The sequence below is a fragment of the Streptomyces sp. CWNU-52B genome, from assembly GCF_047444975.1.
In the GTDB taxonomy this organism is placed as follows: Bacteria; Actinomycetota; Actinomycetes; order Streptomycetales; family Streptomycetaceae; genus Streptomyces.
Map to the genome: position 1 here is coordinate 69,238 of NZ_JBLFJV010000027.1, position 14,624 is coordinate 83,861.

9 protein-coding genes are annotated in these 14,624 nt (G+C 71.7%); 6 read left to right on the forward strand and 3 right to left on the reverse strand.

Annotated elements, in window-relative coordinates:
* The first annotated feature begins 112 nt into the window (after positions 1–112).
* The 4 genes from ACLVWQ_RS24935 (at position 113) to serA (ending at position 5,628) form a co-directional block, all read left to right on the forward strand.
* Positions 113–1,993, forward strand: coding sequence for an acetolactate synthase large subunit (locus ACLVWQ_RS24935; protein WP_414111393.1), 1,881 nt, complete (start codon positions 113–115; stop codon positions 1,991–1,993).
* Between the two features lie 42 nt (positions 1,994–2,035).
* Positions 2,036–2,563 (forward strand): acetolactate synthase small subunit, encoded by a 528-nt coding sequence (ilvN, locus tag ACLVWQ_RS24940; protein WP_414111394.1) that lies wholly within the window; start codon positions 2,036–2,038, stop codon positions 2,561–2,563.
* Between the two features lie 149 nt (positions 2,564–2,712).
* Positions 2,713–3,711, forward strand: a complete 999-nt coding sequence (gene ilvC, locus ACLVWQ_RS24945) for a ketol-acid reductoisomerase (protein ID WP_414111395.1) — start codon at positions 2,713–2,715, stop codon at positions 3,709–3,711.
* Between the two features lie 327 nt (positions 3,712–4,038).
* Complete coding sequence (gene serA, locus ACLVWQ_RS24950) at positions 4,039–5,628, forward strand: phosphoglycerate dehydrogenase (RefSeq protein WP_414111396.1); 1,590 nt, start codon at positions 4,039–4,041, stop codon at positions 5,626–5,628.
* Between the two features lie 104 nt (positions 5,629–5,732).
* On the opposite strand, the gene ACLVWQ_RS24955 is transcribed toward serA, so the two are convergent.
* Positions 5,733–7,316, reverse strand: a complete 1,584-nt coding sequence (locus tag ACLVWQ_RS24955) for an MFS transporter (RefSeq protein ID WP_414111575.1) — start codon at positions 7,314–7,316, stop codon at positions 5,733–5,735.
* 128 nt (positions 7,317–7,444) lie between these two features.
* Here ACLVWQ_RS24955 and ACLVWQ_RS24960 point away from each other — a divergent pair, with 128 nt between their 5' ends.
* A complete protein-coding gene (locus ACLVWQ_RS24960) occupies positions 7,445–8,062 on the forward strand; it encodes a TetR/AcrR family transcriptional regulator (RefSeq protein WP_414111397.1) in 618 nt (205 codons plus the stop codon).
* A 7-nt stretch (positions 8,063–8,069) separates the two neighbouring features.
* On the opposite strand, the gene ACLVWQ_RS24965 is transcribed toward ACLVWQ_RS24960, so the two are convergent.
* Positions 8,070–9,620, reverse strand: a complete 1,551-nt coding sequence (locus tag ACLVWQ_RS24965; protein WP_414111398.1) for an FAD-dependent oxidoreductase — start codon at positions 9,618–9,620, stop codon at positions 8,070–8,072.
* 35 nt (positions 9,621–9,655) lie between these two features.
* Positions 9,656–10,882 (reverse strand): SGNH/GDSL hydrolase family protein, encoded by a 1,227-nt coding sequence (locus ACLVWQ_RS24970; RefSeq protein WP_414111399.1) that lies wholly within the window; start codon positions 10,880–10,882, stop codon positions 9,656–9,658.
* A 271-nt stretch (positions 10,883–11,153) separates the two neighbouring features.
* Between ACLVWQ_RS24970 and ACLVWQ_RS24975 the strand changes: the two genes are divergently transcribed.
* Positions 11,154–14,477 carry an AfsR/SARP family transcriptional regulator gene (locus tag ACLVWQ_RS24975; RefSeq protein WP_414111400.1) on the forward strand — a complete coding sequence of 1,108 codons (3,324 nt, stop codon included), beginning with the start codon at positions 11,154–11,156 and terminating at the stop codon, positions 14,475–14,477.
* Positions 14,478–14,624 lie beyond the last annotated feature (147 nt).

Consider the following 14,624-nt stretch of genomic DNA (forward strand, 5'->3'; position numbering starts at 1 on the left):
CGCTCCCCTCGCCTGCCTCACGGCACGAGGGGTTTTTTGTTGCACCAGTGACTGTCGATCAGTAACCGCACACCGCTCAAAACTCGCAAAAACCCTCAGCATCGAGAAGAGAATGCCGATGACCGAGCAGGCCACCGGGGCCCACCACCCGCAGCCGCGGCCCCGTTCCGGAGGACAAGTCTCCGCCCCCGAGCAGGTGACGGGAGCGCAGTCCCTCATCCGCTCTCTCGAGGAGGTCGGGGCCGAGACGGTATTCGGCATTCCCGGCGGCACCATCCTTCCGGCGTACGACCCCCTGATGGACTCCGAGCGGGTGCGTCACGTGCTGGTCCGCCACGAGCAGGGCGCAGGCCACGCGGCCACCGGGTACGCGCAGGCCACCGGCAAGGTCGGGGTGTGCATGGCGACGTCGGGGCCGGGCGCCACCAACCTGGTCACCCCGATCGCGGACGCCCACATGGACTCCGTGCCGCTGGTCGCGATCACCGGGCAGGTCGTCTCCAAGGCGATCGGTACGGACGCCTTCCAGGAGGCGGACATCGTCGGCATCACCATGCCGATCACCAAGCACAGCTTCCTGGTCACCAAGGCGGAGGACATCCCCCAGGCCATCGCGCAGGCGTTCCACATCGCCTCCAGCGGCCGCCCGGGGCCGGTCCTGGTCGACATCCCCAAGGACATCCTCCAGGCCAGGACCACCTTCTCCTGGCCGCCGGTCATGGACCTGCCCGGCTACCGCCCGGTGACCAAGCCGCACGCCAAGCAGATCCGCGAGGCCGCCCGGCTCATCACCCAGGCCTCACGGCCCGTCCTCTACGTCGGCGGCGGCGTCCTCAAGGCCGGTGCCACCGCCGAACTGAAGGTCCTCGCGGAACTCACCGGAGCGCCCGTCACCACCACCCTGATGGCGCTCGGCGCATTCCCCGACAGCCACCCGCTGCACGTGGGAATGCCGGGCATGCACGGTGCGGTCACCGCCGTCACCGCGCTGCAGAAGGCCGACCTGATCGTCGCCCTCGGAGCCCGCTTCGACGACCGCGTCACCGGCAAGCTGGACAGCTTCGCCCCGCACGCGAAGATCGTCCACGCCGACATCGACCCGGCCGAGATCGGCAAGAACCGCGCCGCCGACGTGCCGATCGTCGGTGACGCCCGCGAGGTCATCGCCGACATGGTCCAGGCCGTGCAGAAGGAGCACAGCGAGGGCCACGCGGGCGACTACACCGCCTGGTGGAAGGACCTCGACCGCTGGCGCGAGGCGTACCCGCTGGGTTACGAGCAGCCCGACAACGGCTCGCTCTCGCCGCAGCAGGTCATCCAGCGCGTCGGCGAACTCGCCCCGCCGGGAACGATCTTCGCCGCGGGTGTCGGCCAGCACCAGATGTGGGCCGCGCACTACATCCAGTACGAGCAGCCCTCGACCTGGCTGAACTCGGGCGGCGCCGGGACGATGGGCTACGCGGTGCCGGCCGCGATGGGCGCCAAGGCCGGCGCTCCTGACCGTACGGTCTGGGCGATCGACGGCGACGGCTGCTTCCAGATGACCAATCAGGAACTCACCACCTGCGCCCTGAACAACATCCCGATCAAGGTCGCCATCATCAACAACGGCGCCCTCGGCATGGTCCGCCAGTGGCAGACCCTCTTCTACAACCAGCGGTACTCCAACACGGTGCTGCACTCCGGCCCCGCGACCTCGACGAACGGCTCCGACACCGGTGCCGACGGCCGGCCGAGCGCCGGCACCCGCGTCCCCGACTTCGTGAAGCTGTCGGAGGCCATGGGCTGCTACGCGATCCGCTGCGAGTCCCCGGACGACCTCGACAAGGTCATCGAAGAGGCGAACTCGGTCAACGACCGGCCTGTCGTGATCGACTTCATCGTCCACGAGGACGCCATGGTGTGGCCGATGGTCGCCGCCGGCGCCTCGAACGACGAGATCATGGCCGCGCGGGAAGTCCGCCCCGACTTCGGCGACAACGAAGACGACTGAGAGCCGTAGGCAAAGGAAGCCGTAGGTAAAGGAAACAGACCCATGTCCAAGCACACGCTCTCCGTCCTGGTGGAGAACAAGCCCGGTGTCCTCGCCCGGATCACCGCCCTGTTCTCCCGTCGCGGCTTCAACATCGACTCGCTGGCGGTCGGTGTCACCGAGCACCCCGACATCTCGCGCATCACCATCGTGGTGAACGTGGTCGAGGCACTCCCGCTCGAACAGGTCACCAAACAGCTCAACAAACTCGTCAACGTGCTGAAGATCGTCGAACTGGAACCCGGCTCGGCCGTCCAGCGTGAACTCGTTCTGGTGAAGGTGCGCGCCGACAACGAGACGCGTTCCCAGATCGTCGAGATCGTCCAGCTGTTCCGCGCCAAGACCGTCGACGTCTCACCCGAGGCCGTCACCATCGAGGCCACCGGCGGCAGCGACAAGCTGGAGGCCATGCTCAAGATGCTGGAGCCGTACGGCATCAAGGAGCTCGTCCAGTCCGGCACGATCGCCGTCGGCCGCGGCGCACGCTCGATCACCGACCGGTCGCTGCGCGCCCTCGACCGGTCCGCCTAGGCCCCGCAAGGCCTCGTAAGAGACGAACGTACGACCGGAAACGGGCGGTCGGCGGCTGCCGACCGCCCGCATTCCGAGACCCCGGAACGTCCCCTCACCCCACCGGCATACGGTGGGAGGCAACACCGCACACAAGGAGAGAACCCAAAGTGGCCGAGCTGTTCTACGACGCTGACGCCGACCTGTCCATCATCCAGGGCCGCAAGGTCGCGGTCATCGGTTACGGCAGTCAGGGCCACGCCCATGCGCTGTCGCTCCGTGACTCGGGCGTCGACGTCCGGGTCGGTCTGCACGAGGGCTCCAAGTCCAAGGCGAAGGCCGAGGAGCAGGGCCTGCGTGTGGTGACCCCCTCGGAGGCCGCCGCCGAGGCCGACGTCATCATGATCCTGGTGCCGGACCCGATCCAGGGCCAGGTCTACGAGGAGTCCATCAAGGACAACCTGAACGACGGCGACGCGCTGTTCTTCGGCCACGGCCTGAACATCCGCTTCGGCTTCATCAAGCCCCCGGCCGGCGTCGACGTCTGCATGGTCGCCCCCAAGGGCCCCGGCCACCTGGTCCGTCGCCAGTACGAGGAGGGCCGCGGCGTCCCGTGTATCGCGGCCGTCGAGCAGGACGCCACCGGCAACGGCTTCGAGCTGGCCCTGTCGTACGCGAAGGGGATCGGCGGCACCCGCGCCGGCGTCATCAAGACGACCTTCACCGAGGAGACCGAGACCGACCTGTTCGGTGAGCAGGCCGTCCTCTGCGGCGGTACGGCCGCGCTGGTCAAGGCCGGCTTCGAGACGCTGACCGAGGCCGGCTACCAGCCGGAGATCGCGTACTTCGAGTGCCTGCACGAGCTGAAGCTCATCGTCGACCTCATGTACGAGGGCGGCCTGGAGAAGATGCGCTGGTCCATCTCGGAGACCGCCGAGTGGGGCGACTACGTCAGCGGCCCGCGGATCATCACCGACGCCACCAAGGCCGAGATGAAGAAGATCCTCGGCGAGATCCAGGACGGCACCTTCGCCCAGGCCTGGATGGACGAGTACCACGGCGGTCTGAAGAAGTACAACGAGTACAAGACCCAGGACGAGAACCACCTCCTGGAGACCACCGGCAAGGAGCTGCGCAAGCTCATGTCGTGGGTCAACGACGACGAGTGACTTCGTCGGTTCGGCCGTGGTACCGGGGTGCCGCCCCGGTGCCACGGCCGTGCCTGTCCGCCTGAGGTGCTGCCACGGGGCTCCGCCCCGGACCCCGCTCCTCGAACTCCCCCACAGCCTCAAGGACGTGGGGGGACCCCCAGGGGGGCTGAAGTCCGCACGTGCGGGTGATCCTTCTGCTGAGGCGCGAGAACGTCGGCGCGCCGCCACTAGACTGCTGCACTACATACGCGTCGGGCCCACAGCGTCGTGCGTCTTTTACGCGCCTACCCTCCACCGCCTGCGGCCGTCGGGACGGCCGTCCGCATTGGACTTGTGAGGATTCACGTGAGCTCGAAACCTGTCGTACTCATCGCTGAAGAGCTGTCGCCCGCCACCGTCGACGCCCTGGGCCCGGACTTCGAGATCCGGCACTGCAACGGCGGAGACCGCGCCGAACTGCTGCCCGCCATCGCCGACGTCGACGCGATCCTGATCCGTTCCGCGACGAAGGTCGACGCCGAGGCCGTCGCCGCCGCCCGGAAACTGAAGGTCGTCGCACGAGCCGGCGTCGGCCTGGACAACGTCGACGTCGCCGCCGCCACCAAGGCGGGCGTGATGGTCGTCAACGCCCCCACCTCGAACATCGTGACCGCCGCCGAGCTGGCGTGCGGTCTGCTGCTCGCCACCGCACGCCACATTCCGCAGGCCAACACGGCCCTGAAGAACGGCGAGTGGAAGCGCAGCAAGTACACGGGCGTCGAGCTCGCGGAGAAGACCCTCGGTGTCGTGGGCCTGGGCCGCATCGGCGCGCTCGTCGCCCAGCGGATGTCGGCCTTCGGTATGAAGGTCGTCGCCTACGACCCCTACGTACAGCCCGCGCGAGCCGCGCAGATGGGCGTCAAGGTCCTCTCCCTCGACGAGCTGCTCGAAGTCTCCGACTTCATCACCGTGCACCTGCCGAAGACGCCCGAGACCCTCGGTCTCATCGGCGACGAGGCGCTGCACAAGGTCAAGCCGTCGGTCCGCATCGTCAACGCCGCGCGCGGCGGGATCGTCGACGAGGTCGCGCTGTACTCGGCGCTCAAGGAGGGCCGGGTCGCCGGCGCCGGACTCGACGTGTACGCGAAGGAGCCCTGCACGGACTCCCCGCTCTTCGAGCTCGACCAGGTCGTGTGCACCCCGCACCTCGGCGCCTCCACGGACGAGGCGCAGGAGAAGGCCGGCATCGCCGTCGCCCGCTCGGTGCGCCTGGCCCTCGCCGGTGAGCTGGTCCCCGACGCGGTGAACGTCCAGGGCGGGGTCATCGCCGAGGACGTCAAGCCGGGCCTGCCGCTCGCCGAGAAGCTCGGCCGCATCTTCACCGCGCTCGCGGGCGAGGTCGCGGTCCGCCTCGACGTCGAGGTGTACGGCGAGATCACCCAGCACGACGTCAAGGTGCTCGAACTCTCCGCGCTCAAGGGCGTGTTCGAGGACGTGGTCGACGAGACCGTCAGTTACGTCAACGCCCCGCTGTTCGCGCAGGAGCGCGGTGTCGAGGTACGGCTGACCACCAGCTCGGAGTCCACGGACCACCGGAACGTGGTCACCGTGCGCGGCACCCTCAGCGACGGCCAGGAGGTCTCGGTCTCCGGCACGCTCGCCGGGCCCAAGCACCACCAGAAGATCGTGGCCGTCGGTGAGTACGACGTGGACCTGGCACTCGCCGACCACATGGTCGTCCTCAACTACACCGACCGCCCCGGTGTCGTCGGCGCGCTCGGCCGGATCCTCGGCGAGGCGGGCATCAACATCGCGGGGATGCAGGTCGCGCGTGCGGACGTCGGTGGCGAGGCGCTCGCCGTCCTCACGGTGGACGACACGGTGCCGCAGCCGGTCCTGACGGAGCTGACGGACGAGATCGGAGCCACCCAGGCCCGCTCGGTCAACCTGGTCTGAGGCTGCCCGTCCCTGGGGGCTGCCGCCCCCAGACCCCGCTAAAGGATTGCGCAGTTCCCCGCGCCCCCAGGTACCTGGGGGCGCGGGGAACTGCGCAGCGGGGGTCAGGGGGCGCAGCCCCCAGGGACGGGACGGGTAGGGGCGGCGGGGGCGAGATCAGCGCATTCCGGTGTGCGGACCCGCACCTGGCGGAGGGTCGTCACCGCCAGGACGGCCGCGGCCAGCAGAAGCACCGCCCCGGCGACCGCTGCCGCCTGCATACCGGCGGTGAACGCCTCGCGGGCCGCGACCGCGACCGCCTCACCCGCCCGCCCAGGCAACCCCCGCGCCACCGCGAGCGCCGCGCCGAGCGTCTCGTGGGCCGCTGCCGGCGCCGAGTCCGGCATCTCGTGCCGGTACACCGCCGTGCCGATCGACCCCAGCACCGCCATCCCCAGCGCCCCGCCGAACTCCGCGCCGGTCTCCAGCACCGAGGACGCGGTCCCCGCCTGCCGAGCGGGCACGCTGCCCAGCGCCAGGTCCATCATCTGGGACATCACGGTGACGATCCCGGACGCGATGACCCCGGCCCCGGCCAGCACCAGCCACATCGAGTCCGTACCGGCCGCCGTCAGCAGCCCGTAACCGCAGGCCGCGAGTACGAAGCCGCCGGAGACGACGTACGCCCTGCGCGCTCCCCGCCGCACCAGCCCGGCCGCGGCCGGAGCGGCGACACCGACCAGCAGGGTGGGCAGCAGCGCCCACAGCGCGGCCTCCATGGAGCTCTTGCCGAGCACCGACTGGAGGTACTGCGTGGTGAAGAACGCCGAGCCCAACATGGCGAACGACGACAGCAGGTTCAGCGTGACGGCGGGCGCGAAGCCGCGGCTGCGGAAGAGCGCGGGCGGGATCATGGGCGACTCGACGGTCCGCTGGCGGTGGACGAAGAGCGTGGCGAAGAGCAGGCCGGCGGTCACCGAGACGACGTAGCGGACGTTCCAGCCCTCCGAGGGGATCTCCTTGACCCCGTAGATCACGGGCAGCACGGCCGCCAGTGACAGCGGCACGCTCAGCAGGTCGAAGCGGCCGGGCGCGGGGTCCCTGGACTCCGGGAGCAGGAACGGGCCGAGGACCAGCAGCAGCACCATCGCGGGCAGGTTCACCAGGAACACCGAGCCCCACCAGAAGTGCTCGACGAGGACGCCGCTCATCACCGAGCCGAGCGCGACACCGCCCGTCATCACCGCGGACCACAGACCGATCGCCTTGGACCGCTGGCCCGGGTCCGTGAAGAGCGTGCGGATCATCGCCAGGGTGGACGGCATCAGGGTCGCGCCGCCGATGCCGAGCACCGCGCGGGCCGCGATCAGCGTCTCGGCGCTGTTCGCGTACGCCGCGGCCAGCGAGGCCGCGCCGAAGGCGACCGCGCCGGCCAGCAGGAGCCTGCGGCGCCCGACGCGGTCGCCGAGCGAGCCCATCGTCATCAGCAGCCCGGCGAGCACGAACGCGTACATGTCGAAGATCCACAGCTGCTGGGTGCCGCTCGGTTCCAGGTCGGCGCTGATCTGGGGGATCGCGAAGTAGAGGACCGAGACGTCCATCGAGACCAGGAGCAGCGGCAGCATCAGGACGCCGAGCGCGGTCCATTCGCGCCGTCCGGCCAGGCGGCCGACAGAGGATCCGGGGTCCGGGTCCGGGTGCGGGCCCATCGAGCTCGTCGGGTGCTTCGGGTTCGTCATGACGCCAGACTGTACAAGCGTATTAAACGCACGTCTAGAACAACCGTGTAAGACACTGGTCTAGGACAGTTGTCTGTCGCGGCGGTACGCTGCTCCGCATGGGACACCGTGAGGATCTGCTCGAAGGCGCCAGGCGCTGTCTGCTGGAGAAGGGCTTCGCCCGGACGACCGCGCGCGACATCGTCAAGGAGTCGGGGACGAACCTGGCCTCGATCGGCTACCACTACGGTTCGAAGGACGCGCTGCTCGCGGAGGCGTACATCTCCATCGTCGAGGTGGTCTCGGACGACTTCGACGCGGGCGGGCGGATCGCGAGCGGCACCGAGCCGGGCTCGCTGGAGCGGTTCCACGAGGTCTGGAAGAACATCATCGGGACCATGCGCACGCCCGGCTCGCCCTGGCACCTCAGCATGGAGATCGTGGCCATGGGCGACAAACTGCCGGGCGTGCGCGACCACTTGGCGAAGGCCCAGCGCGAAGGGGCGCGCGGCATCATCCCGATGCTGATGGGCGGCCTGGAGGAGGACGTCCCGGAGGCGGACGTCGACACCCTGGGCAAGTTCTACATGACCCTGATGATGGGGCTCATCGCACAGTGGACCTTCGACCCCGACACCGCGACCGACGCCGCCGAACTCACCGAAGGACTGCGCCGGGTCGTCGAGGCGGCGGGCGGGACGGCGGGCGGGACGGCGGGGCCGCAGGACAGCGCCTGAGCAGCGGTCAGATCTTCGGAGCGCCGAACCAATGACCGGCGGCCTCCTCGAACGCCGCACGGTCGGGGACGCGATCACCTGCCCAGGCGACCGTGCCGTCGGGTCGGACGAGGACGGCACCCAGACCGAGGTCGTTCCTCGCCGGACCGGCCGCGTACCGTATCCGGCCCGCCCAGCCCTTCGCCGCCTCGTGCAGGGACCGGTCCACGCTGAAATCGAGCGCGACGCCCAGACCGTCCCGCATCAGGTCGCCGAGGCGTGTGCCGTCCGCAAGGCGCAGGTCCGGGGCGTTGCGGCCGACCAGCGGGTGCTCGGCGCCGAGGTCGTAGCGGTTCGACGACCCCGAAGTCCGCTGGAACACGTAGGTCGTTCCGTCCCGGGTCCGGAGCAGGTCGCGCAGCACCCCTTGGACCGCCTGGGCATGCGGGTCGGGCTTCATGGCCGCGGCCTGCGCGCGCGTCCAGTCGAGCGCCCGGGCGCCGATCGGATGCCGCTCGCGGGTGTAGGTGTCGAGCAGCTCGTCCGGCGCGGACCCGTGCACGGTCGCCGCGAGCTTCCAGCCCAGGTTCATGGCGTCGCCGAGGCCGAGGTTGAGTCCCTGCGCGCCGAGGGGGGAGTGGATGTGGGCGGCGTCGCCCGCGAGCAGGACGCGCCCCTGCCGGTACGTCGTCGTCTGCTTCGCCCGGTCGGTGAAGGCCGAGACGAGCTGGACGGCGCTCAACGTCACGTCGGTGCCGGACACTCGGCGCAGCACCGCCTGGAGATGTTCGCGAGTCGGTCGCCGCGAGCGGTCGAACGCGCCGCCGTCGCAGTCCAGCATGCCGATGTGCCCCTCCGCGCGCATCCGCAGGTACATGCCGGTCGGGGTCAGGGTGAACCCGGGGCGCAGCTTCTCCGGGTCGTCGACGGTGGCGAGCATGGTGTAGCCGGTGAACTGCGGTTCGGTGCCGATGAACGCGAAGTCCGCGAGTCCACGTACCGCGCTGCGTCCGCCGTCGCAGCCGACGAGCCAGCGCGCCGCGAACTCCTGCTCGTCGACTCCTGCTCGCGCGACCACCCTCTCGTCGTCCTGGTCGACGGCCGAGACCGTGACACCGCGCCTGATCTCCACGCCCAGCTCGGACGCCCGCTCGGACAGCACCGTCTCGACGGCTTCGAGGTTCGTCATCACGCCTTCCGTCACCGGGCTGGGGAGCCGGAACGGCAGGGTGGCGACGTCGATCCTGGCCGGATCGAGCATCATGCCGGCGAAGTGGCCCACAGAACGAGGGGGTGACGGGTCATCGGCGTCAGCGTCAGCGTCAGCGTCGGGGGCCGGGTTCGCGCCGGGATAGTCGTGGACGTCCGATGCCTTCAGCAGCGGGTGCAGCATCCCGCGGCGGTGGAACGCCTCGACCGACGCGGCGGACAGGCCCCGCATCCCGAGCGGGTCCGCCTTCCACGCGGAGCCGGGCGCCGGCTCCCGTTCGAGGACCAGGACGGAACAGCCGGCGAGGCCGAGTTCGCAGGCGAGGAACAGGCCGACCGGGCCGGCGCCCACGATCACTACGTCATGCATGAGAACTCTCTTTCCGAAGGGCGGGAGGGTGCGCGTCACTTGAACAGCGACAGGTCGATGGAGTCCGCCAGCGCCCGGTAGCCCGCGTCGTTGCCGTGGATGTGGTCGCCCTCGTGGAAGCCGTCCCGGATCCGGTCGGGGCGGTGCGGGTCGCGCCACACGGCGTCGAAGTCCAGCACCGCGTCGAAGGCGCCGCCGGTGCGGATCCAGGAGTTGACGGTCTGGCGCGCCTTCTCACCCTCCGCCGAGAAGACGTCCGAGCCCCCATACGGCATGAGCGTGGCGGCGTAGATCCGCGCGCCGCGCCCGTGGGCCCGCGCGATCAACTGGCGGTGGCCCGCGATGATGTCGTCCGCCGTCACCGGCGTACCGGCGAACGCTTCGAAGAACTCGGCCATGGGACCGTCGACCTCAGGCGAGGCGAACGAGAGGGCGATGTCGTTCATGCCTTCGAGCACCACCACATGGCCGAGGCCCGGTGTCGCGAGGACGTCGCGGTCGAAGCGGGCCAGGGCCGAGGCGCCGAAGCCGTCGTTCAGCACCCGGTTGCCGCCGATGCCCTGGTTGGAGACGTGGACGGTGGGTCCACCGTGCCGGACAAGACGCTCGGCCAGGAGATCCGGCCAGCGGCGGTCGGCGCCCGGAGTGGAGCCGACGCCGTCGGTGAGGGAGTCGCCGAGCGCGACGACGGCCGTGGCCGGGGTGTCGGGAAGGACCTCCACCGCCGAGATCAGGGCCTGCGCAGGCAGGGGTACCGCACCGGCGGGCAGGGCGGGCGCGGCCACGGCGTCACCCGGGATCCGCCAGCCGGTCTGCACGTCCGTGCCGTGGCAGGTGCAGGTCTCCACATAGCCCGGCACGTAGAGACTGACGGCCAGCCTGGAGAGGGCGGCCAGGGGCAGATCCACGGGATCACTGAGGACCGGCGCGCCCGCCGGGACGGTGGCGGTCGGTTCACCGGCGAAGGTCAGCCTCCGATCGCTGCCCGCCTGAACACCGCCGCCGGGCGCCGCGAGGCCCACCCGCGCGGCGCCGATCGTGAGAGGCGTGGTCCCGTACTCGTTGGTGAAGCGGACGCGCAGTTGCCGTCCGCCGCCGCTGACACGCACCACCTGCCGCAGTGTCGCGTCGGCGAAGGGCTCGACCGCGACGGTCGCCGCGTCGGGAGCCTGGGGCGAGGCACCCCAGGTCCGGACCCAGCCACCGGGTACCGGAAGAGATACGGGAAGAGGTACGGGTACGGGTACGAAGTCGTCGGTCACGGTGTGGCCCTTCGGGTCGGAGTGCGAGTGCGAGTGCGAGTTCCGGGATCCGGGATCCGGGATCCGGGATTCGGGATCCGGCACCCTGCATCCGGGATCGGATGAGGCAGCCGAAGACTGACGCGGGCCGCTCACACGGCGCGCACGCGGCGCTGACAGCGGCACACAGGGCGCCGACGCCCACGCCGCCGACATCCACGCCCGACCCCCACGGCGTGCCGGGCACCGCCCGGGTTTGGGGACTTGAGCGGGCGCGGGCGAAGATGGGCGGATGGATGGGGACGCGCGGCTGCGCATCACGCTGCTCGGCGTCCTTGAAACGTCCGTGTCCCGCGGTGACGCCGCGCTGCCCGTTCCGGGAGCGCGGTTGCGGGCCCTGGTCGTACGGCTGGCGCTCGCCGGCGGTCGCGCGGTCGCCCCGGGTGTCCTTGTCGACGCGATCTGGGTCGAGGACCCGCCGGCCGGCCCCGCCCACGCCCTCCAGGCCCTTGTCTCACGGCTGCGCCGGACCCTCGGCTCGGCCGGCGACGTCACGCAGATCGCGGGCGGCTACCGGCTGGACGTGGACGCGGCCGACGTGGACGCGCTGCGGTTCGAGCAACTCGCCGCCACCGGCCGTGACCGACTGCGCGCCGGCGACCCGCAGGCCGCGGCGGCGGTGCTGGGGGAGGCCGTCGCGCTGTGGGGCGACCGCCCCGGCGCCGCGCCCGCCGTCGTCGCCGCGGTGGCGCCCGCCGTCGCGACCCGGCTGGCCCACGTCTCGGTGGAGGCCGTCACCGACCTCGCCGAGGCCGAGCTGTCCCTGGGCCGTGCCGACACGGCCGCCACCCGGCTGACCGTCCTGACCGACCTGTTCGCCCTGTCCGCCGAGCACCCCGTGCACGAACGGACGGCCGCGCTCCTCATGGACGCGCTCGCCGCCCAGGGGCGTCAGGCCGAGGCCCTGGCCCTGTACGAGCGGGTCCGCGCGAGGCTGGCCGACGACCTCGGCGCCGACCCGGGCGCCGCCCTGCGCGAACGCCATCTGCGGCTGCTGCGCGGCGAACGGCCTGCCCCGGCCGACGACACCCGCACCGATACCCACACCGACACCGCCCGGATCGCGCGGACCGGGCCGAGCAACGGGTCGAGCAACCTGCCCGCGCCGCTGACCAGCTTCGTCGGGCGCGACGACGACCTCGCCCGGATCGACGCGCTGCTCGCCGCCGGGCGCCTGGTCACCGTGCTCGGGCCCGGCGGCGCCGGCAAGACCCGGCTCGCCGTCGAGGCCGCCCGCCGCCACCGGCACGCCTACCGCGACGGCGCCCGGATGATCGACCTGGCCTCGGTCACCGAGCCGGCCAAGGTCGGCGCGGCCCTGCTCGCCGGGACCGGGCTGCGCGGCGGCGCGGTGTTCGAGGCCCGGATGCGGGTCGAGGGCGACGACGTGGACGTACTCGTCGACCGGCTCGGCGGCCGGGAGAGCCTGCTGCTCGTCGACAACTGCGAGCACCTGATCGACGCCGTGGCCCACCTGGTCGCGGCCCTGCTGTCCCGCTGCGCCGGGCTGCGCGTCCTCGCCACCAGCCGCGAACCCCTCGCGGTCGACGGCGAGGCGCTCGTGCCGCTCGGCCCGCTCACGCTGCCCGGCCCCGACGACGGCGTCGAGCGGACCCGCCGGGCCGCCTCGGTACGCCTGTTCGCCGAGCGGGCCGCGGCCGTGCGCCCCGGCTTCGAGGTCGACGCCACGACACTGCCCGAGGTCCGACAGGTGGTCCGCGGCCTGGACGGCATGCCGCTGGCCCTCGAACTGGCCGCGGCCCGGCTGCGTACGCTGTCGCTGCCCGAGCTCGCCGCCGGGCTCTCCGACCGGTTCGGGCTGCTCACCACCGGCAGCCGTACCGCGCTGCCCCGGCACCGTACGCTGCGCGCGGTCATCGCCTGGAGCTGGGACCTGCTGAGCGCGGACGAGCGTACGGTCGCCGAACGCGTCGCGATCCTGCCCGGCGGCGTCACCCCGGCCTCGGCCACCGCGGTCCGCGCCGGCACCGCGGTCCCGGCCGCCGACGTCCCCGAACTGCTTGCCGCGCTGGTCGACCGGTCGCTGCTGCAGCTCGCGCCCGAACCGGGCCGCTACCGCATGCTGGAGACACTGCGCGAGTACGGCACCGACCGCCTGGCCGGGACGGGAGAGCTCGGCGCCGTCCGTGACCTGGCCGCCGGCCACTTCGCGGAGCTGATGGCGCGGCAGGACCCGGAGCTGCGAGGGCCCGGCCAGGCCGCGGCCCTGCGTGTCATCGGCGCCGAGTACGACAACACGCTCGCCGCCCTGCGCAGGCGCTGCGACACCGGTGACGCCCCGGGTGCCCTTTCTCTCGCGCTGGACCTGAGCTGGTACTGGCAGATGCTCGGCCGGCACCACGACGCGGCCCACTGGCTGGGTGAGGCACTGGCGGTGCCCGGCGGCGGGGCGACGCCCGACCGCGACTGCGCCCGGGTGATCCACCTGCTCAACCGGGTCGGCACCCGGCCGGGGGCGACCGCCGAGGAGACCGCGGCCGACCGGGCCGAGATCCGCGCGCTCGCCGAGCGGCTGCTCGTGTACCCGGAGCTGCCCGGCCCCTACGGCGCGCTCACCGCGCTCCCGCTCACGTTTCTGGAGGGGGAGACGACCTTGCCCGCGCTTGTCGGGCGCCTGGCGGCCGGCGGCGACGATGTGTGGCCGTCCGACGGCGACGGCCGGTGGCTCTCCGGGCATGCGCGCATGTTCCGGGCCGAGTTCGCCGAGAACGCGGGCCGGCTCGACGAGGCACGCGTCGACGTGGAGGCGGCCCTGGCCTGTTTCCGGCAGGTCGGCGACCGCTGGGGGCAGGCCAACGCACTGCCGGTGCGCGCCCAGGCGCGCGGCTACGACGGCGACCTGGACGGCGCGCTGGCCGATCTGCGCGAGGCCCGGTCGGCGGCGGCCGAGTTCGGTTCGCTCAGCCTCGGCGACGAGGTGTTCGGCCGGCTGCGCTGGGTCGACCTGTATCTGCGGCGCGGTGACATCGACCTGGCGGTCGCGACGGTCGGCTCGGCCCGGGAGCGGGCGCTGCGCGCGAACGCGCCGCCCATGCTGTTCCTGGTCGACGCGTGGGAGGCCGTCGTCCGGCTGCGGCTCGGCGATCTGGACCGGGCGGGGGAACTGCTCGACGAAGCCGAACGGGGTCTGCGTGACGACGCCCCGTTCCCCGGTGACCACGCGCGCACGCTGGCCGGCAGCACCCGGGCCGCGCTCTGCCTGGAGAGGGGAGACCTGGCCGGCGCGCGCGATGCGCTGACGACGGCGTACACGGCGGCCCTGGCGAGCCGGGACCTGCCGAGCATGTCGACGGTGGCGGTGACCGTGGCCGCGCTCGCCGAGGCGCACGGGCGGCAGCACGAGGCGGCCGTCCTGCTCGGCGCCGCCGCCCGGCTGCGCGGCACACACGACCGCACCGACCGGCAGGTGCGCGACCTCACCCGCCGGGGGCGGGCCGCGCTGGGCGAGGAGGCCTTCGACGTGGCGTACGGGACGGGCTGGGAGCTGGACGGCCGGACGGCCGCACTCGAAGCCGACCCGTCCCGGCTGCCCTGACTTTCTCGACTGCCCCCGTGGCCGGAATCCGTCGAACGGGCGGCGGAATTCCTACTAGTGACGTGTGCATGCCGATCCCACTATGTGGGTGATGTGTGTTCGGTGTGTGTTTTCTGTGCACTGACAATCTGATGTGAAACCCACCGG